The sequence below is a fragment of the Citrobacter sp. RHB35-C21 genome, assembly GCF_013816515.1.
GTDB lineage: Bacteria > Pseudomonadota > Gammaproteobacteria > Enterobacterales > Enterobacteriaceae > Citrobacter > Citrobacter braakii.
On sequence record NZ_CP057147.1, the window covers coordinates 3,790,741 to 3,813,305 of the forward strand.

The window sequence follows — 22,565 nt, forward strand, 5'->3', positions numbered from 1 at the left end:
CTCAACGCACACTAACCGTTTTGGCCGGGGTCACAGCGCCATAATCATTGACCGTCTGGAACGTGACGTTGCCCTGAACGCCCGTGGGTAGCAGGACCTGCGCATCGCTTTTCGGCGCAACCATCACGTTATCGACCTTCGTTTTCCCCACATTGAGATTGACCAACGTGACGTAGTACGCTGACGGATTGTTGATTTTCAGGTGGTTGCCGGAGCGGGAAAAGGTCAGCATTCCTGGTGCATCTTCCGGGATTTGCGGCAGATTATTCGGACGAACGAAAAGTTTGATGCGTGACAGAATCGCCAGTTGCAGAACGTTTTTGCCCTCAAGGCTGTTTTTATTGACTGACGGAATGGCTTTGACGTTCATCCAGAACAGCGACTCACGGTCTTTGGGCAGCGGTTCACCGGCATAGATGATACGCAGCGTGTTTTCGCTTTTGGGTTCACTAACAAACAGCGGAGGCGTAACCACAAACGATTTTTCTTTAGCGCCGGCGCTATTCTCAATCCATGAATTTACCAGGTAACGTTCTTTGGTATCGCTATTGCTAATAGACAGGGACGTTTGTTTGGCATCGGCCGGATAAATAACGCGAGTGGCGCCTAATGCAATGCCTCCGGCAGCCTGAACACTGGCAGCAGAAAATAAGGCCAGTAAAAGGATAAAACCTGATTTTAGATAATTAAACATAGCTAAAAATACCTTTGATGCGATTATCGTTGGGAAATAAATCAGGGATAAACCAACGTAAACCACACGTCTGAGCGAAGCGTTCCCGGCGTTATATTTTCCGAGACAGCCCGATAGCGGGCAGTGAAATGAAACGTCATCTCTTGCGTTATAATCGGCGCATAATGAAGCGGCAGGGCATTCGGTATAATTTGCCGTTGGCGCTCGTCAAATAACGCCAGACCAATCCCCGAAGCCGCAGACGCATCGCCGCTGGCAAGAAAAACCTGCGGATCTTCCGCTGGCGTCACGCCCGCAAACGCAATCCCAACATGGTCATAAACATCGGAGCTGCACGACGTTAAGCGCAGTGAAAACGGTACGTTGGTAGAGGCGAAGCTTCCCGTCCCAGAGAAAGCATTGGTGCGATACTGCCCCATTTGCACCCGCATATCCTGACTGTCAGTGGCCACCGTACAGGCGCCGTTGACGAGCTGCCCCCGTAAGTGGACACGGCCACTTTCCAGTATTACCGTATGTGAAAGCACAGGCATTACGCACAGCATTCCCGCCAGCGCCACGCCTTTCCCTATCATCTGCCGCATCCTTCATCATCCCCGGATATTGCCTCATCCATTGAGGCGAACGTCTTCCTTGCGCAAATCAAAACGGCTTATTCGTACTTCATGATGAACGTCGCGTCGGCATTTGCCTGACCCGGCGTTGCGCTTGCGGCAGTGGCTTTGTAACGCGCAGAGAAATGCAGGGTGTTGGTCCCTTCTACCAGCGCCTGAGCGGTAGAGAAGGTTGCGCCATCCGGCTTCAGCGCGGTGGACGTATTGTCCAGAATTTCAATCCCAACACCGCCCGCAGTGGTACCGTTGTCTGCAGAAGAGACGGCCAGCAGGTTGTTATTGGTATTATCGGACTGGCCAGAGAAAGCAACGGCTGCGGTTGCGGCAACGTTCGGGTCACAGTCGTTCAGCACGATAGAGAACGGAATTTGTGCTGTAGTGTCACCCACTGCGGCAAAACTGGCAGTACGATACTGGCCTAACGTCACAACCTGATCGGATGACTGAGTACTGACTGCACAGGCTGCATTGACCAGTTCACCTTCAAAATGCACAGTACCGCCGCTAACGCTTACCGGATCGGCTGCAACCGCTGCACCGGCGACTAACATCAGGCTGGCAATAACAGAAGAGGTCATTAATTTACGTTTCATGGATTTCCCTTGAATTACACACATCCGGCTCCAGCATCCTGCGGGATCCGTTTGAATCATTATCGACATTAAATGTCAGGCTAATTATCTCTGCATCCTGTAAAGATATATATCGCATGAGAATTAGCTAACCTTTTACCCCAATTCTCCTGAGTATTTGATTCACTAATTATTCCTCGCGAATATGACTATTCGTCACAGCGATAAATTAAACATTTCAATTAATGAAAAATACCTGCAAATCCTTTTAATGACCCTAGCTAATTCTTAATGGGACCTAGGAAAAATCTGGGTGGGAATGAGGTAAAATCCCTCATAATTAACCGTAACAGACTGGTTTGTGGCGCATTACCCCTGATTATACCAGGGTGATGAGTTGTTTCATTCACGTTAATTTTAATTAGCATGCTCATTAATTATCCGCAAGGCTTATGCCTTTGTCCTGATCCCATTCGCAGATCGTGACGCCCCCTGGCGCACGTAAAAATGCAAACGAAAACTGACAGCACGTCCCGCTTCTGACAAAATAGCGGCATCCCCTTCGATTTAACGTAACAGACGGAATCCTCTCTCTGATGGCAGCAAAGATTATTGACGGTAAAACGATTGCGCAGCAGGTGCGCTCTGAGGTTGCTCAAAAAGTTCAGGCGCGTTTAGCGGCTGGATTACGCGCCCCAGGCCTGGCTGTTGTGCTGGTAGGTAGCAACCCGGCTTCGCAGATTTATGTCGCGAGTAAACGCAAAGCCTGTGACGAGGTGGGGTTTGTCTCCCGCTCCTATGACCTGCCTGAAACCACCAGCGAGGCGGAGCTGCTCGAGCTGATCGATACGCTCAATGCAGATACCACCATCGACGGTATTCTGGTCCAGCTACCGTTACCTGCGGGTATCGACAACGTTAAAGTTCTCGAGCGTATTGCGCCGGATAAAGACGTTGACGGTTTCCACCCGTATAACGTTGGTCGCCTGTGCCAGCGTGCGCCGCGCCTGCGCCCATGTACTCCGCGCGGTATTGTGACTCTGCTTGAGCGTTACAATATCGACACCTACGGTCTGAATGCGGTCGTTATTGGCGCGTCGAATATTGTTGGCCGCCCGATGAGCATGGAGCTGCTGCTGGCTGGCTGCACCACCACCGTCACCCACCGGTTCACCAAAGATCTGCGTCGCCATGTAGAGCATGCAGACCTGCTGATTGTTGCCGTCGGCAAACCTGGCTTTATTCCCGGCGAGTGGATCAAAGAAGGTGCGATTGTGATTGATGTCGGCATCAACCGTCTGGAGAATGGTAAGGTTGTTGGCGATGTGGTCTTTGAAGATGCTGCCGCACGCGCGTCATACATCACGCCGGTACCCGGCGGCGTAGGCCCAATGACGGTCGCCACACTTATCGAAAACACGCTGCAGGCGTGTGTTGAATATCATGATGTAAAGGACGTTTAAGATGGCCACATTTTCACTGGGTAAACACCCACACGTTGAACTCTGCGATTTACTGAAGCTGGAAGGCTGGAGCGAAAGCGGCGCCCAGGCAAAAATTGCTATTGGCGAAGGGTTAGTGAAGGTCGATGGTGCGGTAGAAACGCGTAAACGCTGCAAAATCGTTGCAGGACAGACCGTCAGCTTTGAAGGCCACAGCATTAACGTCGTGGCGTGATCCCAGGTGCCGGATGAGGTTAACCCCTGTCCGGCCACTTCCTCTCTCCTTTTCAGATAATGACTTCATCACCACTTCACAGTGAACTGTTAGCATGTTGTTTTTCCACACGAAGCGATCATCATGCCAACAATCGTTACCCACGCTGCCGTTCCACTCTGTTTAGGATTAGGTCTCGGGCGTAAAGTCATCCCCCCGCAATTACTGTTTACTGGCGTCATTCTGGCTATACTGCCGGATGCCGACGTACTGTCGTTTAAGCTTGGCGTCGCCTACGGCAACGTGTTTGGTCACCGTGGTTTTACCCATTCGCTGCTGTTCGCCTTCGTGGTACCGCTGCTCTGCATATGGATGGGTCGACGATGGTTTAAGGCAGGCTTAATTCGCTGCTGGCTATTCCTGACGGTTTCACTGCTGTCGCACAGCCTGTTGGATTCGGTCACCACTGGCGGCAAAGGCGTCGGCTGGCTGTGGCCGTGGTCGGATGAACGCTTCTTTGCACCGTGGCAGGTGATTAAAGTCGCCCCGTTTGCGCTATCACGCTACGCCACACCATACGGGCACCAGGTGATAATTTCGGAGTTGATATGGGTATGGCTACCGGGAGTTATGATGATGGGTGTGCTGTGGTGGTATCGGAAATATTAATTTGCCGGATACGACAAGCGTCTTATCCGACCGACATTCGTACATTGATTGCCGGACAGGGCGCGAGCCGCCATCCGGCAATCAATATCATTACTTACGGCGCCAGGTAGTGCCCTGCGGGCCATCTTCCAGCACGATACCCATCTCATTGAGACGGTCACGCGCGGCGTCAGCTGCCGCCCAGTCTTTGGCTTTACGGGCATCCAGACGCTGCTGGATTAACGCTTCAATTTCAGCAACTTCACCGTCATCCGCCTGCGCACCGCTTTGCAGGAATGCTTCGGGCTCCTGTTCCAGCAGGCCCAGCACGCTGGAAAGCTTACGCAGATGCGAAGCCATACCGTTAGCCGCCGCCATATCTTCACCCTTCAGGCGGTTAACCTCACGCGCCATATCAAACAGCACGGAGTAGGCTTCCGGCGTATTGAAGTCATCGTCCATCGCTTCAATGAAGCGTGCTTCAAAGGCTTCGCCACCGGCTGGGGCAACGGACTTATCGGTGCCGCGCAGCGCGGTATACAGACGCTCCAGTGCAGAGCGCGCCTGCTTCAGGTTCTCTTCGCTGTAGTTTAACTGGCTACGGTAATGACCAGACATCAGGAAGTAGCGAATGGTTTCGGCGTCGTAGTATTTCAGCACGTCACGCACGGTAAAGAAGTTGCCCAACGATTTGGACATTTTCTCCCGGTCAACCATCACCATCCCGGAGTGCATCCAGTAATTAACGTATTCACCGTTATGCGCACAGGTGGACTGAGCGATTTCGTTTTCATGGTGCGGGAACATCAGATCCGAACCACCGCCATGAATATCAAAATGGTTGCCCAACTGTTTGCAGTTCATCGCCGAACATTCGATGTGCCAGCCAGGACGACCCGCGCCCCACGGAGACGGCCAGCTCGGCTCGCCTTCTTTGGACATTTTCCACAGCACGAAGTCCATCGGGTTGCGCTTCACATCAACCACATCAACGCGTGCGCCCGCCTGCAGCTGATCCAGATCCTGACGTGACAGCTGACCATAATTCGGGTCAGTCGGCACGTCGAACATCACGTCGCCGTTATCAGCGACATAAGCGTGACCTTTGGCAATCAGCTGTTCAGTGATTTCAATAATCTCAGCGATATGGTGCGTAGCGCGCGGCTCCAGATCCGGACGCAGAATATTCAGCGCGTCGAAATCGCTATGCATTTCCGCGATCATTCTGTCGACCAACGCCACAAAGCTCTCACCGTTTTCATTCGCGCGCTTGATGATTTTGTCATCGATATCAGTAATATTGCGCACATACTTCAGCTTATAGCCGAGGAAGCGCAGATAGCGCGCGACAACGTCGAAAGAAACGAAGGTACGTCCGTGGCCAATATGACAGAGATCGTAAACGGTAATACCACACACGTACATGCCGACTTCCCCGGCATGAATAGGTTTGAATTCCTCTTTTTGGCGCGTCAGTGTATTAAAGATTTTTAACATCGAAGATTCCGTGTAGACGTGTGTGGATAGTAAAGTCTGTATAATACCCATAATTTAGACCGGAAGCAGCACACTTTGCGAGGTGATCGCAGCTTGCGGTTATGCTATAACACCCCCCTAACTCTGACCCTCCACGGGGTCGAAGCACCAATCTATCGGAACAGGATGCAAAAATGGTTACTTTCCACACTAATCACGGCGATATCGTAATCAAAACGTTTGATGATAAAGCGCCTGAAACAGTTAAAAACTTCCTGGACTACTGCCGCGAAGGTTTTTACAACAACACCATTTTCCACCGTGTTATTAACGGTTTCATGATCCAGGGCGGCGGTTTCGAACCGGGCATGAAGCAAAAAGCCACGAAAGAAGCGATCAAAAACGAAGCGAACAACGGTCTGAAAAACACCCGTGGTACGCTGGCGATGGCGCGTACTCAGGCTCCGCACTCCGCAACCGCACAGTTCTTCATCAACGTTGCAGACAACGACTTCCTGAACTTCTCCGGCGAAAGCATGCAGGGTTGGGGTTATTGCGTGTTTGCCGAAGTTGTTGAAGGCATGGACGTGGTTGATAAAATCAAAGGCGTTTCCACTGGTCGCAGCGGTATGCACCAGGATGTGCCAAAAGAAGACGTCATCATCGAAAACGTGACCGTCAGCGAGTAATCGTGACGACACTGTTTATTGCAGATCTTCACCTCTGCACAGAAGAACCGGCGATCACCGCCGGTTTTCTGCGTTTTTTAGCCGGTGATGCACGAAAAGCTGATGCACTGTACATTCTCGGCGACCTGTTTGAAGCCTGGATTGGCGACGACGACCCAACCCCACTGCATCATGAAATAGCCGCGGCGATAAAATCACTGGTTGATTCCGGCGTTCCCTGCTTTTTTATTCACGGCAACCGAGATTTTCTGCTCGGCAAACGTTTTGCCCGTGAAAGCGGCATGAGCTTGCTGCCTGAGAAAAAAGTACTCAACCTGTATGGCCGCAAGGTATTGATCATGCATGGCGACACTTTGTGCACCGACGATGCAGGCTATCAGGCGTTTCGCGCCAAAGTACATCAACCCTGGCTACAGAAGCTGTTCCTCTCCCTACCTCTGTTCGTTCGCCAACGTATCGCCGCGAAAATGCGCGCCAACAGCAAAGCGGCCAACAGCAGCAAGTCACTGGCGATCATGGATGTGAATCCGCAGGCCGTCATCACCGAGATGGAAAAGCATCAGGTCCAGTGGTTAATTCACGGCCACACCCACCGCCCGGCAGTCCACGAACTTACGGCCAATGAGCAACCCGCTTTCCGCGTGGTATTAGGCGCATGGCACACCGAAGGGTCGATGATCAAAGTCACGCCAGATGACGTTGAACTGATCGCATTTCCGTTTTAATTCCGCAGATATCCAGTTCCTCTTTACACAAAACTCATTGAGATGTAGCCAACTACAGAGGCTGCTTGAAGGGTGAAGTGTAAAGCGCGCAATCGTTTTCCTTGACGGCGAATTATGCTATTCTCTGTGGCCTCAAAAGTCGAGTGTAGTGCATCACAGGAGTTTTCAGACGCATGTCTTCCCGCAATAACCCGGCGCGTGTCGCCATCGTGATGGGGTCCAAAAGCGACTGGGCTACCATGCAGTTCGCCGCCGAAATCTTCGAAATTCTGAACGTGCCGCATCATGTTGAAGTCGTCTCCGCCCACCGCACCCCTGACAAGCTGTTTAGCTTCGCCGAAAGCGCAGAAGAAAACGGCTATCAGGTGATCATTGCCGGTGCGGGTGGCGCTGCGCATCTGCCGGGCATGATTGCGGCGAAAACGCTGGTGCCTGTTTTAGGCGTCCCGGTGCAAAGCGCGGCGCTGAGCGGCGTAGATAGCCTTTACTCCATCGTACAGATGCCGCGCGGTATTCCGGTCGGAACGCTGGCTATCGGCAAAGCGGGCGCGGCAAATGCGGCCCTGCTGGCAGCACAAATTCTGGCAACACACGACAAAGCATTACACCAGCGTCTGAACGACTGGCGCAAAGCACAAACCGACGAGGTGCTGGAGAATCCGGACCCGCGAGGTGCGGCATGAAGCAGGTCTGCGTACTCGGTAACGGTCAGCTAGGGCGCATGCTGCGCCAGGCCGGTGAGCCGCTGGGCATTGCGGTCTGGCCCGTCGGGCTGGATGCCGAACCAGCAGCGGTCCCTTTTCAGCAAAGCGTGATCACCGCTGAGATTGAGCGCTGGCCGGAAACGGCGCTCACCCGCGAGCTCGCGCGCCATCCGGCATTTGTCAACCGCGACGTTTTCCCAATTATTGCCGACCGTCTGACGCAAAAGCAGCTTTTTGACAAGCTCGGCCTGGCAACTGCGCCGTGGCAGCTGCTGGCGGATAAAAGCGAATGGCCTGCAGTATTCGACAAACTCGGTGAGCTGGCGATCGTGAAACGTCGCGTCGGCGGTTACGACGGTCGTGGGCAGTGGCGTTTGCGCGTAAATGAAACCGAACAACTGCCGGACGACTGCTACGGCGAGTGCATCGTTGAGCGGGGAATCAACTTCTCTGGTGAAGTCTCATTGGTTGGCGCTCGTGCGCACGACGGTAGCACCGTCTTCTATCCGCTGACCCATAACCTGCACCAGGACGGCATTCTGCGCACCAGCGTGGTCTTCCCGCAGGCTAACGCCAAACAGCAGAAACAGGCCGAAGCGATGCTCTCTGCCATCATGCAGGAGCTGGGCTATGTCGGCGTGATGGCGATGGAATGTTTCATCACCCCGGAAGGCCTGCTGATTAACGAACTGGCTCCACGCGTGCACAACAGCGGGCACTGGACGCAAAACGGTGCCAGCATCAGCCAGTTTGAGCTGCACCTGCGCGCCATTACCCACCTGCCGTTACCCACGCCGGTAGTGAACACTCCTTCGGTGATGGTAAATCTGATTGGTAGCGACCTGAACTATGACTGGCTGAAGCTTCCGCTGGTGCATCTGCACTGGTATGACAAAGAGGTGCGTGAAGGGCGTAAGGTGGGACACCTGAACCTGAGCGACAGCGATACCGCGCGTCTTAGTGCGACGCTGGAAGCGCTTATCCCCCTGCTGCCGCCGGAATATGCCAGCGGTATTATCTGGGCGCAGTCAACGCTGAAATAAGCCATTAATGCCGGGGATTTGATTTTATCCTTCCCCGGCCCCTCCTCTGGCGCGTAAAATCCCCTCCATTGCTGTTTTTGTATTTTCAGGATCACACATGAACGATGGAACGGACTATCGCGCAATTTTGCTCGCTGGTACGCCTATAATCGATGTACGCGCCCCCGTCGAATTTCTGCAAGGCGCAATGCCGGGCGCAATCAACCTTCCCCTGATGAACGATGACGAACGTGCCGCCGTGGGTACCTGTTATAAACGTCAGGGACCCGAGGCAGCCCTCACACTCGGCCATCAACTGGTCTGCGGCGAGACTCGCCAACAACGTATGAAGGCCTGGCTGGATGCCTGTCGTCAAAATCCTGCGGGTTATTTATGCTGCGCGCGCGGCGGTCAGCGTTCGCACATTGTGCAGCAGTGGCTGCACGAGTCCGGGATTGACTACCCGCTGATACACGGCGGCTACAAAGCCCTGCGTCAGGCGGCGATTCAGCTGACTGAAGAGTTAGTGCAAAAGCCGATCGTCTTAATTGGCGGCTGTACCGGGAACGGTAAAACGCAGCTGGTGCAACAGCAGCCGAACGGCGTGGATCTCGAAGGTCTGGCGCACCATCGCGGTTCCTCGTTTGGTCGCACCGTTGAACCGCAGTTGAGTCAGGCGAGTTTTGAAAACCTGCTGGCGGTCGAAATGCTCAGAACCGACAGCCGTCAGGATCTGCGTCTGTGGGTACTGGAAGATGAAGGCCGCATGATCGGGGCTAATCATCTTCCTGAGTGCCTGCGTGAACGCATGACCCAGGCATCTATTGCAGTGGTGGACGATCCTTTTGAGCGTCGTCTGGAGCGACTGCGCGAAGAGTATTTCGTGCGGATGCACCACGATTTTACCCATGCTTATGGCGAGAGTCAGGGCTGGCAGGAGTATAGCGAGTATCTGCACCACGGCCTGTTTGCTATTCGCCGCCGTCTGGGTTTACAACGTTTTGCCGAGCTGACCGCCCTGCTCGACGTGGCTCTGCGCGAACAGCAAGCGACGGGCAGTACCGACGCCCATATGGGCTGGCTGGTGCCGTTGCTCAACGAGTATTACGACCCGATGTATCGCTATCAGTTGGAAAAGAAAGCCGCGAAAGTCGTCTTTCGCGGCACATGGCAGGACGCTGCCGACTGGCTTAACGCACAGTGATCAGTGTCTGTCGCGCTTATCCGCGCGTTTCGCCAGCCAGTCGCCCAGCACCTGAACGACCTGCACCAGAATAATCAGCGCCACCACGGTGACGATCATGACCTGGGTTTCATAGCGGTAATAACCAAAGCGAATCGCCAGGTCGCCTACCCCACCGCCGCCAACGATTCCAGCCATCGCGGAGTAACCGATCAGACTCACCAGCGTTATCGTCAACCCACGCAGCAGACCCGCGCTCGCTTCAGGTAACAGAACGGTGCAGATGATACGCATCGGGCTGGCGCCAAAGGCTTCCGCCGCTTCAATAATGCCTTTATCGACTTCACGCAGTGCGCTGTCGACCAGACGGGCATAAAAAGCGATTGCCGCCACCGAGAGCGGGACCGACGCCGCAATCGGCCCAATGGTATTTCCGAGTAAAAACTGAGTGAGCGGCAGCAGCAGCACCAGCAGGATCACAAACGGCACCGAACGGATGATATTCACCAGCACGGAGCTGAGCAGATACACAAAACGGTTTTGCCAAAATAAATGCCGGTCGGTGACGAAAATAAGAAAACCGAGCGGCAGACCGCCAATAATCGCCAGCACCGTAGAGATACTTAGCATCTGAAAGGTTTCATTAAACGCCAGCGTCAAATCAGGCAATAAATCATCCACGAATCACCTCCACCTGTGCCGTGCGTTGACGAATATGTTCCACGGCGACATCCACCGCAGAAGGGTTATGCGGCGCGGTCAGTTGCACCACCAGAATCCCCAGAGCACGCTCGCCGATATATTCAATTTTGCCGTGCAGAATGTTCACCGCCACACCAAATTTAACCGCGACTTCAGACAACACCGGCTGTTCCGCCGAATCGCCGATGAACAGAATTTTCAGCAACTGGCCAGGCAAATGCTGGCGCAAGCGTTCGGGTAGCGTCAGATTGAGGGTATGCGACACCAGTTGCTGCGTGAAAGCGTGCTGCGGGTGAGCAAAAACGTCAAACACCTCACCGGACTCCACCACCTTGCCGCCGGACATCACCGCCACACGATCGCAAATCGATTTGATCACGTTCATCTCGTGAGTGATCAGCACGATCGTGATCCCCAGCTGTTGGTTGATCTGCTTAAGCAATGCCAGAATAGTGGCCGATGTTTCCAGATCCAGCGCAGAGGTCGGTTCATCACACAGCAGCACATCGGGGTGATTGGCAATCGCACGGGCAATACCAACGCGCTGCTTTTGCCCGCCGCTGAGCTGCACAGGAAAGCGGTTTGCCTTGTCAGACAGCCCCACCAGCGTCAGGATTTCGCTGACGCGTGGGCCAATTTTACTGCGCTCCCATCCGGCAGCCTTCAGGCTGAAAGCGACGTTTTGCGCCACGGTACGGGTATGCATCAGATTAAAATGCTGAAAAATCATCCCAATACGCTGACGGGCTTTACGTAGTTGCGCCCCTTCCAGCGCGGAAATTTCTACGCCGTTAACCTTTACGCTTCCCAGGCTTGGTCGCGTTAAGGCGTTCAGGGTGCGCAGCAGCGTGCTTTTCCCCGCGCCGCTGGTCCCGACAATGCCAAATATCTCGCCTGCGCCTATGCGCAAGCTGACGTCATCAACCGCCCGGGTTGATGGTCCACGGCCTGCGCTAAAATCCACGCAAACCTTTTCTATCTCAATCATAGCCACCTCAGAAATGCGAAAAGGGCAGTCGCCGCTGCCCCTGTTAACCTTGTGCGCAGCGATTATTGGGCTGCCGACATCCATTCCGGTTTCTGGAAGGCGCTGTAGATATTTTGCGGATCGTCGATCACCGCGCGATACGCCGGAGATTTCACCGCCGCCACAATATCTTTCGCGAACGGTTTATCCGCATCTTCACTGCGTACCGCTATGATATTTTTTAGATTTTCATCAAGATGCTCTTGCTTGATGGCGCTGGCGAGATCCAGTTTCGCCGCCACGGCAAAGTTACCGTTGACCAGCGCGCCGGTCACACCGTCCAGGGTACGCGGCAGTTGTGCCGCTTCCAGCGGTTTAAACACCAGCCCTTTCGGGTTGCTGGCGATATCGCGCTCAGAGGCTTTAGTCGGATCGATAGTGTCTTTGATGGTAATAAGGTCAATAGACTGCAGGAAACGCAGACCGCGAGCCAGATTGGTTGGATCATTGGAAAGCGTGATCACATCCCCTTTTTTTAACTCATCCAGGCTTTTGATTTTATGTGAGTAAAAACCCATCCCGGCCGTCGGGACCACAATCAGCTTGCTCAGCTTCAGTCCTTTATCAGCGGTGAATTTGTCAAAGTAGAGCGAGTGCTGGAACAAGTTGGCATCAATACTGCCGTTGGAAAGCGCCATGTTCGGCTGCACGTAGTCGCTGAATTCGCGCACCACTACCTTATAGCCTTTCTCTTTCAGCGTAGGGGCAATGGCCTGTTTCACCATATCGCCGTACGGACCAGGTGCGACGCCAAACACGATGGTATGCGGGTCACTGTTCGCATGAGCAAGTTGTAATCCACAGGCCAGTAACAGCGCTCCGGTCGCGACGCGTAAACTCTGACGCAATCCCATAATTTCTCCATTTTAACGTTGTGGTGTCATGTCTCACGCCGTTCTTGCGGCGTTGTTCTTGTTGGCCTGTTAACAGGCTGATTGTTAACATGACACAGATCACAACCTGCTGTCCTTGAAATTATTTCATGATGTTGCGGGATATGTCGTTGAATGTACGTTGAAGGTACTAATGTGTTTTTCAGCAAAGGATAGTAAAAAACCGGATAACCTTCTGGTTACCCGGTTTTGGCAGGGAAATTGACTTAGAAGTCGTAACGCAGACGAACCAGGTTCATATCACCCAGATCGTCGGTGCTGGAGGTGAAGACGTGTTCGTAATCCACACGGAAACCGTAGTCCAGCTGGAAGCTGATACCCACACCATTGTCGGTACGCAGGTAGTTACGACCATTCACGTATTCAATACGGTCGCCCATAACGTAGGGTTGAACGGATTTCAGCGCATACTGACCAACCGGGAAGGTGTAACCCGCGAAGTATTCCAGACCCCAGGCATCACCGGCAAAGTAATCGTTAACGGAGACTTTTTTGGTGGTCATGAAGTTTTGATACCAACCGCCGCCCATCGAGAAGGTCCAGTTGTCCGGTTTCCAGCTCAGCGCGGTACCGACGATGTTTTGATCGTAGGTTTTGCTGGTGTCGCCACGCATTTCCGCGCGGGTGTAGTTCCACGCCGTACCCCAGGTCAGGTCATCGGTGATGTGATAATCCACACCCAGCGAGCCACCGCCTTTACGCTTGTAGCGCAGACCGTTGTTCGGGTTATAATCATCGCTGAACAGATAAGATGCGTAGAGATCAACATCGCCAACCGTTTTCTTATACTTCAGTGATTTACGCGTACGATAGGAACCGTCATAGTCGCCATTGATACCGTTACCTGGTGCCTGACCGATCATGTCGTAGTCCCAGATATCCGTTTTCGCACCAACCACATCATAGTAAATACTGTTCTGTTGACCGAAGGTCAGCGTACCCCAGGTCGCGCTCTTCAGACCGGTGTACAACATACGACGCGTGGTATCGTTGGCGCCGTTAGCATAGTGATTGTCCCAGTTGAACATTGCCGGGAAGTTAACGCCCAGCTCGTAATAACTCACCCAGCTGATGTCATCAAACAGATAGTAATCAGCGGCGAAGCGGAAACGCGTCCCGCCGTCGAAACCATTACGTTTGTAGCCATTCTTACCATCGTCACCGGCCATATTCTGGAACTGCGGACGAATACTCCCGCCGACGGTGAAGTTAAGACGGCTCAGCGGGTTGCCCGCCTGTGGATCTTGTTTCAGGACCGTGATTTCCGCCTGGGAGGCGAACGTCGTTAATGCCACTGCTGCGCCGATCGATACCGCCAGCGCCGTTTTTTTTATAGTCATTATTTGTACCTTGATAGATAGCCTGCCAATTATTCAGCATACAAATATTAACGTTTATTAATACACTCGTGTTGTCGGGTTTTTATTGTTCTGTGCTGTTAAATATCAATGAGTTATCAATTTGTGCTACATAGATAAAAAAACGCACCGATTTAAAAAACCGGTGCGTAATCATCACGAATATGAATTAACTACTGAATTGACGGAACAGCGCTTTGCCTTTTAGCAGACGTGAACCGAGCCATCCGCCGCATAGCGAGAGCAACAATGCCCCACAAAGCGGCAACACGACCCACAGTCGCCAGTCGGGCTCCCACGGAAAATCAAACACTCGGGTTTGCAGCACCGCCAGTGCGGTTTCCGCACCGATGGCAGCCACCAGTCCGGCGACCATCCCGAGCATGGCAAACTCGCACCATAGCGTGGTACGCAGCAGCTTCTTACCCGCGCCCAGCGTGCGCCAGACCACCAGTTCCTGATGACGCTGACGCATTCCGACCTGGACCTGCGCCAATAGCAGCAACATACCGCAAGCGGTAACCAGCACCACCATCACCTCCAGTGCCCGGCTCACCTGCTCCAGCACCTGGCTCACCTGTTTGAGGATTGCACCAATATCCAGCAGGCTGATAGTCGGGAATTCGCGGTTAAGCTGCGTCAGCATGCCGTTGCCGTTCTCCCAGCGAAAGCTGGTTAACCAGCTTTGCGGCTGAGCGTCCAGCGCGCCGGAGGGAAAGATAAAGAAGAAGTTGGGGCGCAGGCTTTCCCAGTCCACTTTGCGCAGACTGCTAACCGTGGCGCTGAAATCCTGGGTATCGCCCATAAAGGTCACCCGATCGCCAAGCTTGACGTTCAGCCGTTTCGCCAGCCCCTCTTCCATCGAGACTTCGCCCGCTTTTGGCGGCCAGCTTCCGGCAACGATCGGGTTATGATCCGGTCGGGTATCCTGCCAGGTCAGATTAAGCTCACGGTTCAGCGCCTCATCGTGATTGCCTTCGGTCGGCTTCTCATTGATCGCCGTCAGACGCGCCCGCACAATCGGATAGAACGATTCCGGGATCACCTGATGCTCAGCCAGGAAAGCCTTGAGTGGAACCACCTGTTCGGTGGCAATGTTGATGAGAAAATAGTTCGGGCTTTCCGGCGGCATTTGCTGCTGCCAGCGGTCGAGCAGGTCGCCACGCAGTACCAGCAGCAGCGCCAGCAACATAAAGGAAAGCGAAAATGCCGACAGCTGACTGAGCGTTGACCACGGCTGGCGCAACAGCCGACTGACAGCTAAACGCAGCGGCAGCGAGGTGAGCGTCAGGCCACGCAGCACGTTGAGCAGCATCCAGCCGAGCACCCCGCACAAAAGCGCCAGCACTACCGCTCCGGCCAGCACGGCCCACAGCAGCGGGCTTCCGCCCATCAGTCCGGCGAGCAGGGCAATCACGACTATCAATACCACCGGCAAATAAAACTTCAGCGGCCAGACGTTTGCCACCACGTCACGACGCAGTACCCGCAGTGGCTGAGTCGCCAGCAGCAAACGGTAAGGGCGTAACCCCACCAGCAGAGAAATGACCGTCATGGTGCCTAATGCCCATAGCCACGGCCAGGGACTGGCAGGCGGCAGTTCGCCGGGCAGTACCGGCTTAAGTAATACCACCAGCACGCGTTCAAACAACAGCCCGAATAACCCTCCGGTCACGCCAGACAGCACCAGCACCATCAGCCATTGACCAACAATTAGCCTGCGCAACTGTGCTCTGCCCGCGCCAAGGGTTTTCAGAATAGCCACCAGATCGTAACGACTGCGGCAGTAATGGCTCATCGCCACGGCAACCGCAGCGACCGCCAGCAGCAGGGTTAGCAGCGCCGACAGCAGCAGGAACTGTTGCGAACGCTCCAGTGATTTCCCCAGCGCCCCTTCATCCTGCTCCAGCCCATACCAGCGCTGTTCAGGCTTTAACTGCGGGAGCAGCCATTTTTCATAGGCTTCCAGTTGCTGCGGTGTCCCGCCAAATTTATAGCGCCAGGTCACACGGCTCCCCGGCTGGACCGCCGCCGTTTTTTCGACATCCGCCATGTTCATCATCAGGCGCGGCGCTATTTGGAACGGATTAAAACCGGCGTCCGGCTCCTGCACCACTTCCCCGGCGATGCGCAGCGTGGCATCGCCAACGTCGATGGAATCACCGATTTTTAAGTTCAGCAACGACATCAGACGCGGAGCCAGCAGCACCGAGCCTGGCTGAGGTTTCAGTCCCGGCGGATTGGTTTGCAACGTGCCATACATCGGATACACATCATCCACCGCTTTGACGTTCGCCAACTGCGGCGTATCCCGGGCAAAGGTCATAGTGGCAAAGGTCAGCTGTTCGCCCACTTTCAGGCCACGCTGTCGCGCCTCGTCAATCCACGCTTTCGGCACGGTACGCGAACTTTGTAGCGACCGATCTCCCGCCATAAACTCACGGCTTTGCTGGCTCAGCCCTTTTTCCATACGATCGCTGATATTGCCCAGCGCCAGCACGCAGGCCACGGCCAGGCTCAGCGCCAGCCAGACAATCAGTAATGAAGGCGAGCGCCATTCGCGCCAGAACCAGCGTGCAATCATGCCTCCTCCTGCAACTGTCCGTTCACCAGGCGTAAACGCCGATCGCAACGCGCCGCCAGTTGAGAATCATGGGTCACCAGAATCAGGGTGGTGCCATGTTCCCGGTTCAGAGAAAACAGCAGGTCGGCGATTTTGTCTCCGGTCTGGCGGTCCAGATTGCCCGTCGGTTCATCGGCAAACAGCACGTCAGGGCGACCGTTAAACGCCCGCGCCAGCGCCACGCGCTGCTGCTCCCCGCCGGAAAGCTGGGCCGGAAGATGATCAAGACGTTTTCCCAGCCCCAGTTGCTCCAGCAACGTTTTTGCCCCGTCGCGACTTTTTCCGCTGTTTTCGCCGCGCAACAACGCGGGCAACTCGACGTTTTCCAGCGCGTTAAGGGTCGGAATTAACATGAATGACTGGAAGACAAAACCCACGTGTCGCGCCCGCAGCTGTGCCCGGGCTTCTTCATCCATGGTGTGCAGCGCCTGCCCCACCAGGCTGACTTCACCGCTGGAGCCATCGTCCAGCCCGGCGAGGATCGCCAGCAGTGTGGATTTTCCTGAACCCGACTCGCCAATCAGCGCAATGGTCTCGGCGCGTTTGACAACCAGTTCAACTCCGGTAAGGATGGATAGCTCATGATCACCCTGACCGACGGATTTCTTAAGATGATGAACTTCAACAATGTTTTCCGCTGGCATTGGCCTTTCCTGTTCCTGGTCCTGTTAACTTTCCGCGCCGCCGCAGCGGACACGTTATTAATTCTGGGTGACAGCCTGAGCGCCGGATACCGTATGTCCGCCAGCGCCGCATGGCCTGCGCTACTTAATGATAAATGGCATACCAAAACGCCGGTGGTGAATGCCAGTATTAGCGGCGACACCTCGCAGCAGGGTCTGGCCCGTCTGCCTGCATTACTGAAGCAGCACCAGCCGCGCTGGGTGCTGGTCGAACTTGGCGGCAACGACGGTCTGCGCGGTTTTGCGCCTGCGCAAACCGAACAAACCCTGCGCACGATTCTGCAGGATGTGAAAGCAGCAAATGCCGAACCGCTGCTGATGCAAATTCGTCTGCCGGCAAACTACGGTCGCCGTTATAATGAAAGCTTTAGCGCGATTTATCCAAAACTCGCCAAAGAGTTTGATATACCTCTGCTGCCCTTTTTTATGGAAGAGGTTTATCTGAAACCCCAGTGGATGCAGGATGATGGTATTCATCCTAACCGTGACGCCCAGCCGTTTATTGCCGACTGGATGGCGCAACATCTCACTCCTCTAGTAAATCACGACTCGTAAAACAACGGAGATCCTGACAGGTAAAGTTATGCAAAAATCGGTCTTAATAACAGGATGTTCCAGCGGAATCGGTCTGGAAAGCGCGCTTGAGCTAAAGCGCCAGGGTTTTCAAATTCTGGCAGGCTGTCGCAAACCTGACGATGTGGCGCGTATGAACAGCATGGGATTCACCGGCATATTGCTGGATCTGGATTCACCCGAGAGCGTAGATCGCGCGGCTGATGCGGTGATCGCCCTGACCGATAATCGTTTGTATGGGATCTTTAACAACGCCGGATACGGCGTCTATGGCCCACTGCCCACCATCAGCCGCGAGCAGATGGAACAGCAGTTTTCCGCCAACTTCTTTGGCGCACATCAGCTTACCATGCGCCTGTTACCTGCCATGCTACCCCACGGCGAAGGACGAATTGTGATGACCTCGTCGGTAATGGGATTGATCTCAACGCCGGGGCGCGGGGCCTATGCCGCCAGCAAATATGCGCTGGAAGCCTGGTCCGACGCGCTGCGTATGGAGCTGCGCCACAGCGGGATTAAGGTCAGCCTGATTGAGCCTGGCCCTATTCGCACCCGCTTTACCGAAAACGTCAACCAGACCCAGAGCGATGCTCCCGTGGAAAACCCCGGAATTGCCGCGCGTTTTACGCTGGGGCCACAAGCGGTTGTCGCCAAAGTGCGTCATGCGTTTGAGAGCGACAAACCAAAGCTGCGTTATCCGGTTACGCTGGTGACCTGGGCAGTTATGCTACTGAAGCGCCTGTTGCCAGGCCGCATAATGGACAAAATTTTACACGGTTGAGTTGAAGCACGCGCGTCAGCCCCCATGTAACAAGAAATCGACAAAAGAGAGTAACTCCATGTCCACACAGAATATTGTTAACATTAACGAATCGAACCTCCAGCAGACCCTTGAACAGTCGATGACCACGCCGGTCCTGTTCTATTTTTGGTCTGAGCGCAGCCAGCATTGTCTGCAATTAACGCCGGTACTGGAGAGCCTTGTTGCTCAGTACAACGGTCAGTTTATTCTCGCCAAGTTAGACTGCGACGCCGAGCAGATGATCGCCTCCCAGTTTGGTCTGCGCGCGATCCCCACGGTTTATCTGTTCCAGAACGGTCAGCCGGTAGATGGATTCCAGGGCCCGCAGCCGGAAGAAGTTATTCGCGCGCTGCTGGAGAAAGTGTTACCGAGCGAGGAAGAGCTGAAAGCGCGCCAGGCGATCGAGTTCATCGAAGCCGGCAATCACGCTGATGCGCTGCCGCTGCTGAAAGAAGCCTGGCAGATCTCCAATCAGAGCAGCGAAATTGGCCTGCTGTTGGCGGAAACGCAAATCGCCCTGAACCGTTCAGACGAAGCTGAAGCGGTGCTGAAAACTATCCCATTGCAGGATCAGGACACCCGTTATCAGGGCCTGGTGGCACAGATCGAACTGCTGAAGCAGGCGGCTGATACACCTGAAATCCAACAGTTGCAGCAGCAGGTCGCCAGCAATCCACAGGATGCGGCGCTGGCAACTCAACTGGCCATTCAGTTACACCAGGTCGGACGTAACGAGGAATCGCTGGAATTGCTGTTCAGTCACCTGAAGAAAGATCTCACTGCAGCCGACGGTCAGGCGCGTAAAACCTTCCAGGAGATCCTTGCCGCACTGGGTACCGGCGATGCGCTGGCCTCGAAATACCGCCGCCAGCTGTACGCGCTGTTGTACTAATCCGCTGCATGTGCCTGATGGCGCTTGTGCTAATCGGGCCTACAATCTCCCCGTAGGCCCGCGCCATCCGGTACTCCATTAGGTTTTTTTCAAATGCGTCACCACCAGTTGGTGACGTGAATTATAGAACTTCCGATAGGTCAGGTAGCAGGCGATAATGGTTGACAGACTGGCGGTCGAAAGCAGCATAAACGTCACCATAATCTGATACTTAATCGCTTTTACCGGATCAATACCTGCAAAGATCAACCCGGACATCATCCCCGGTAAACTCACCAGTCCCACGGTCTTCGCTGAATCGATCGTCGGGATAAGCGAAGCGCGAATACTGTCGCGAATCAGCGGCGCGGAGGCCACTTTCGGCGTCGCACCGAGGCTGAGTTTTTCCTGAATTTGCTGCTGTTCGCTGTTAAACCGCTGCCCCAGATTGTTGTAACACAGCCCTACCGCAACCATCGCATTGCCTGCAATCATGCCGGAAATTGGGATCACCTGCATTGGGGTAAACTCGATAGAGCCTGACAGAACCAGCACCGCCAGCGTTAACCCCGCCCCCGCCGTGATGGCGATAAATGACGAGAGAAAAGCTTTATCAATATATTTACTGCGCTTTTGCGCGTTATAAGCCGCGTTGAAACAGATAAACAGCACCATCAATAAGGTCAGAACGCTGTGGTTAACGCCGAAAATATATTTCAGCACATAACCAACGATAATAAGCTGAACCACCGCCCGGCAAACGCTCCAGAGAATATCTTTTTCCAGCGCCAGTTTTTCTTTGTTGCTGATCAGTATCGCGACCACCACCAGCATCATCGCTAACGCCAGTGATTCATTGGTAATATTATGCTCGTTCATTGCTGACTTCCTGCATTTCCCCGGCATGCGGTTGAAGGGTTATGACATTATCCGCATGATTAATTTCATCTTTGTCGTGCGTCACCCACAGCACAGCAATATTCTTATCGCGAACATAGTGGTGAATTAATTCGTTCACATTCCGTTTATTGGCTTCATCCAGCGCGCTGGTAATTTCATCAAGCAGTAGGATTTTTGGCAGAAACTGTAAATTACGAATTAACGAGACGCGTTGCTTTTCGCCGCCAGACAGCTCATTGATGTTTTTTTTGAGGATCGTTTCGGGTAGCTCAAAACGGGCCAGATCGGCAAGAAACACATCCGGATCCGGACGTTTATCGCGGATTTGCCAGGGGAAAATGAGGTTGTCGTAAACGGTGTCACCAAACAACGCGGGCGTTTGCGCACAATAAGAGACCTGCTGGCGATATGTTTCAGGCTTAAGAGTGTTTATCTCCTTGCCCTCAAAGAGAATTTCACCGGCAGTCGGGCTAATTAATGACGCCACTATCTTGAGTAACGTACTTTTACCGCAACCAGACTGGCCGGTAATCAGCTTAAATTCTCCGGCCCGGAGATTAAAACAGATGTTATTGAGAACCTGCGTCGCCCCTGCCTGCCATGCGACATTTTTTAACTGAAGCAGAATGCTGCTTTCTTCCATTACCAATCCCTTTTTTACCTCTTTCGTGCAGACAGTCTATCCCTGTAATTTATTATAGGGGAGCCCCCCCTGATAAATCGGGTATAATTTGACTAATGAGGCAGTAAAGGACAACACAACAGGAGGTTTCATCAATGCTCATTTTTATTCCTATTCTCATTTTTGTCGCGCTGGTCATCGTCGGTGCTGGCGTCAAAATCGTCCCGCAGGGATATCAGTGGACGGTCGAGCGTTTTGGCCGTTACACCAAAACCCTGCAACCGGGTTTAAACCTTGTTGTACCGTTCATGGACCGCATCGGTCGTAAGATCAACATGATGGAACAGGTGCTTGATATCCCCTCTCAGGAAGTCATCTCCAAAGACAACGCCAACGTCGCGATCGATGCCGTCTGCTTTATTCAGGTGATCGACGCGCCAAAAGCGGCTTATGAGGTCAGCAACCTGGAACTGGCGATCATCAACCTGACCATGACCAACATTCGTACCGTTCTCGGCTCGATGGAACTCGATGAAATGCTCTCCCAGCGTGACAACATCAACACGCGCCTGCTGCATATCGTTGATGAGGCCACGAATCCCTGGGGCATTAAAATCACCCGTATTGAAATCCGCGATGTGCGTCCCCCAGCAGAACTTATCGACGCCATGAATGCGCAGATGAAAGCCGAACGCACCAAGCGCGCCTATATTCTTGAAGCGGAAGGGATCCGTCAGGCAGAAATCGTCAAGGCCGAAGGTGAGAAGCAGTCGAAAATCCTCAAAGCGGAAGGTGAACGCCAGTCGGCATTTTTACAGGCTGAAGCGCGTGAACGTTCCGCAGAAGCCGAGGCCCGCGCGACGCAGATGGTTTCGGAGGCCATTGCCGCCGGGGATATTCAGGCCGTGAACTACTTCGTGGCGCAGAAATACACCGAAGCGCTGCAGCACATCGGTTCGTCGAATAACAGCAAAGTGGTGATGATGCCGCTGGATGCCAGCAGCCTGATGGGGTCTATTGCCGGGATCGCCGAACTGGTGAAAGACAGCGCCAGCGAACGGAAAAAATCATGATAGCGATGATTCTGGTGCACCCGCACATCTTCTGGCTCAGCCTCGGCGGTCTGCTACTCGCCGCCGAGATGCTGGGCGGTAACGGCTATCTGCTGTGGAGCGGCGTGGCGGCGGTGATTACCGGCCTGGTGGTGTGGCTTATCCCGCTTGACTGGGCGTGGCAGGGGGCGATGTTCGCCGTACTCACCCTGCTGGCGGCCTGGCTGTGGTGGAAGTGGCTGGCAAGGCGTGTACAAGATCAGAAACCCGCCGACAGCCATCTTAACCAGCGCGGGCAACAGTTGGTTGGCCGTCGATTTATTCTGGAAACTGCCCTGGTCAATGGCCGCGGACATATGCGCGTCGGCGACAGCTCATGGCCCGTCAGCGCCCGCGACGATTTGAGCGCCGGAACGCAGGTTGAAGTTATTGCCGTTGAGGGAATTACCCTGATTATTACAGCGGTATCACACTAA

At 54.0% G+C, this 22,565-nt stretch carries 25 protein-coding genes; 13 read left to right on the forward strand and 12 right to left on the reverse strand.

What is annotated here, in order from left to right; all coding sequences use genetic code 11:
• Nucleotide 1 precedes the first annotated feature (1 nt).
• The 3 genes from fimC to fimA all read right to left on the reverse strand — a co-directional run bounded on the left by fimC (nt 2) and on the right by fimA (nt 1,901).
• Nucleotides 2-694, reverse strand: coding sequence for a type 1 fimbria chaperone FimC (gene fimC / locus HVZ39_RS18505; protein ID WP_016152127.1), 693 nt, complete (start codon nt 692-694; stop codon nt 2-4).
• Between the two features lie 41 nt (nt 695-735).
• The gene (gene fimI, locus HVZ39_RS18510; protein WP_047358036.1) at nt 736-1,269 is read right to left on the reverse strand and encodes a type 1 fimbrial protein subunit FimI; all 534 of its coding nucleotides are present in this window, start codon (nt 1,267-1,269) and stop codon (nt 736-738) included.
• 77 nt (nt 1,270-1,346) lie between these two features.
• A complete protein-coding gene (gene fimA, locus HVZ39_RS18515; RefSeq protein WP_181632817.1) occupies nt 1,347-1,901 on the reverse strand; it encodes a type 1 fimbrial major subunit FimA in 555 nt (184 codons plus the stop codon).
• A gap of 575 nt (nt 1,902-2,476) precedes the next feature.
• On the opposite strand from fimA, the gene folD reads away from it, so the two are divergent.
• From folD to HVZ39_RS18530, 3 genes are all read left to right on the forward strand, one after another.
• The gene (gene folD / locus HVZ39_RS18520; protein ID WP_003021887.1) at nt 2,477-3,343 is read left to right on the forward strand and encodes a bifunctional methylenetetrahydrofolate dehydrogenase/methenyltetrahydrofolate cyclohydrolase FolD; all 867 of its coding nucleotides are present in this window, start codon (nt 2,477-2,479) and stop codon (nt 3,341-3,343) included.
• A 1-nt stretch (nt 3,344) separates the two neighbouring features.
• Nucleotides 3,345-3,557 (forward strand): ribosome-associated protein YbcJ, encoded by a 213-nt coding sequence (ybcJ, locus tag HVZ39_RS18525; RefSeq protein WP_016152124.1) that lies wholly within the window; start codon nt 3,345-3,347, stop codon nt 3,555-3,557.
• 123 nt (nt 3,558-3,680) lie between these two features.
• Entirely contained in the window at nt 3,681-4,205 is a 525-nt protein-coding gene (locus HVZ39_RS18530) for a metal-dependent hydrolase (RefSeq protein WP_181632818.1), read from the forward strand.
• 90 nt (nt 4,206-4,295) lie between these two features.
• On the opposite strand, the gene cysS is transcribed toward HVZ39_RS18530, so the two are convergent.
• Nucleotides 4,296-5,681, reverse strand: coding sequence for a cysteine--tRNA ligase (gene cysS, locus HVZ39_RS18535; protein ID WP_181632819.1), 1,386 nt, complete (start codon nt 5,679-5,681; stop codon nt 4,296-4,298).
• Nucleotides 5,682-5,854: 173 nt separating this feature from the next.
• Here cysS and ppiB point away from each other — a divergent pair, with 173 nt between their 5' ends.
• The 5 genes from ppiB to mnmH all read left to right on the forward strand — a co-directional run bounded on the left by ppiB (nt 5,855) and on the right by mnmH (nt 10,004).
• Nucleotides 5,855-6,349: a peptidylprolyl isomerase B gene (gene ppiB, locus HVZ39_RS18540; protein ID WP_003021875.1), complete on the forward strand. Its 495-nt coding sequence runs from the start codon at nt 5,855-5,857 to the stop codon at nt 6,347-6,349.
• 2 nt (nt 6,350-6,351) lie between these two features.
• Nucleotides 6,352-7,074 carry a UDP-2,3-diacylglucosamine diphosphatase gene (gene lpxH, locus HVZ39_RS18545; RefSeq protein ID WP_046276062.1) on the forward strand — a complete coding sequence of 241 codons (723 nt, stop codon included), beginning with the start codon at nt 6,352-6,354 and terminating at the stop codon, nt 7,072-7,074.
• A 173-nt stretch (nt 7,075-7,247) separates the two neighbouring features.
• On the forward strand, nt 7,248-7,757 hold the full coding sequence (purE, locus tag HVZ39_RS18550) for a 5-(carboxyamino)imidazole ribonucleotide mutase (RefSeq protein WP_016152120.1): 510 nt from the start codon (nt 7,248-7,250) through the stop codon (nt 7,755-7,757).
• Nucleotides 7,754-8,821: a 5-(carboxyamino)imidazole ribonucleotide synthase gene (gene purK / locus HVZ39_RS18555; protein ID WP_046276063.1), complete on the forward strand. Its 1,068-nt coding sequence runs from the start codon at nt 7,754-7,756 to the stop codon at nt 8,819-8,821. Before purE ends, purK begins: the two co-directional genes overlap by 4 nt.
• 97 nt (nt 8,822-8,918) lie before the next feature.
• Complete coding sequence (gene mnmH / locus HVZ39_RS18560) at nt 8,919-10,004, forward strand: tRNA 2-selenouridine(34) synthase MnmH (RefSeq protein WP_080858970.1); 1,086 nt, start codon at nt 8,919-8,921, stop codon at nt 10,002-10,004.
• Here mnmH and HVZ39_RS18565 read toward each other — a convergent pair whose 3' ends face one another.
• From HVZ39_RS18565 to ybbA, 6 genes are all read right to left on the reverse strand, one after another.
• Complete coding sequence (locus HVZ39_RS18565; protein WP_003831085.1) at nt 10,005-10,664, reverse strand: methionine ABC transporter permease; 660 nt, start codon at nt 10,662-10,664, stop codon at nt 10,005-10,007. It lies immediately after the preceding gene.
• The gene (sfbB, locus tag HVZ39_RS18570; protein ID WP_046276103.1) at nt 10,657-11,673 is read right to left on the reverse strand and encodes a virulence-associated ABC transporter ATP-binding protein SfbB; all 1,017 of its coding nucleotides are present in this window, start codon (nt 11,671-11,673) and stop codon (nt 10,657-10,659) included. Before sfbB ends, HVZ39_RS18565 begins: the two co-directional genes overlap by 8 nt.
• A gap of 62 nt (nt 11,674-11,735) precedes the next feature.
• Complete coding sequence (locus tag HVZ39_RS18575; RefSeq protein WP_016155899.1) at nt 11,736-12,566, reverse strand: MetQ/NlpA family ABC transporter substrate-binding protein; 831 nt, start codon at nt 12,564-12,566, stop codon at nt 11,736-11,738.
• A 245-nt stretch (nt 12,567-12,811) separates the two neighbouring features.
• Entirely contained in the window at nt 12,812-13,945 is a 1,134-nt protein-coding gene (locus HVZ39_RS18580; RefSeq protein ID WP_047416825.1) for a porin, read from the reverse strand.
• A gap of 187 nt (nt 13,946-14,132) precedes the next feature.
• The gene (gene ybbP / locus HVZ39_RS18585) at nt 14,133-16,547 is read right to left on the reverse strand and encodes a putative ABC transporter permease subunit YbbP (protein WP_181632820.1); all 2,415 of its coding nucleotides are present in this window, start codon (nt 16,545-16,547) and stop codon (nt 14,133-14,135) included.
• Nucleotides 16,544-17,230 (reverse strand): putative ABC transporter ATP-binding protein YbbA, encoded by a 687-nt coding sequence (gene ybbA, locus HVZ39_RS18590; protein ID WP_016155897.1) that lies wholly within the window; start codon nt 17,228-17,230, stop codon nt 16,544-16,546. The genes ybbP and ybbA overlap by 4 nt, the downstream gene beginning before the upstream one ends.
• Here ybbA and tesA point away from each other — a divergent pair.
• The 3 genes from tesA to HVZ39_RS18605 are packed head-to-tail and all read left to right on the forward strand — an operon-like array spanning nt 17,198 to nt 19,536.
• Entirely contained in the window at nt 17,198-17,824 is a 627-nt protein-coding gene (gene tesA / locus HVZ39_RS18595) for a multifunctional acyl-CoA thioesterase I/protease I/lysophospholipase L1 (RefSeq protein WP_181632821.1), read from the forward strand. The genes ybbA and tesA overlap by 33 nt on opposite strands.
• 28 nt (nt 17,825-17,852) lie before the next feature.
• Nucleotides 17,853-18,623 carry an SDR family oxidoreductase gene (locus HVZ39_RS18600; protein ID WP_094760906.1) on the forward strand — a complete coding sequence of 257 codons (771 nt, stop codon included), beginning with the start codon at nt 17,853-17,855 and terminating at the stop codon, nt 18,621-18,623.
• A 58-nt stretch (nt 18,624-18,681) separates the two neighbouring features.
• Nucleotides 18,682-19,536 carry a co-chaperone YbbN gene (locus HVZ39_RS18605; protein WP_016152110.1) on the forward strand — a complete coding sequence of 285 codons (855 nt, stop codon included), beginning with the start codon at nt 18,682-18,684 and terminating at the stop codon, nt 19,534-19,536.
• 78 nt (nt 19,537-19,614) lie between these two features.
• On the opposite strand, the gene fetB is transcribed toward HVZ39_RS18605, so the two are convergent.
• Together fetB and fetA are read right to left on the reverse strand one after the other, a co-directional pair.
• Nucleotides 19,615-20,394, reverse strand: coding sequence for an iron export ABC transporter permease subunit FetB (gene fetB, locus HVZ39_RS18610; RefSeq protein WP_181632822.1), 780 nt, complete (start codon nt 20,392-20,394; stop codon nt 19,615-19,617).
• Entirely contained in the window at nt 20,381-21,058 is a 678-nt protein-coding gene (gene fetA, locus HVZ39_RS18615) for an iron ABC transporter ATP-binding protein FetA (RefSeq protein ID WP_019076194.1), read from the reverse strand. Before fetA ends, fetB begins: the two co-directional genes overlap by 14 nt.
• Nucleotides 21,059-21,192: 134 nt before the next feature.
• Between fetA and HVZ39_RS18620 the strand changes: the two genes are divergently transcribed.
• Nucleotides 21,193-22,110, forward strand: a complete 918-nt coding sequence (locus HVZ39_RS18620; protein WP_016152106.1) for an SPFH domain-containing protein — start codon at nt 21,193-21,195, stop codon at nt 22,108-22,110.
• A complete protein-coding gene (locus HVZ39_RS18625; protein WP_016152105.1) occupies nt 22,107-22,565 on the forward strand; it encodes an NfeD family protein in 459 nt (152 codons plus the stop codon). Before HVZ39_RS18620 ends, HVZ39_RS18625 begins: the two co-directional genes overlap by 4 nt.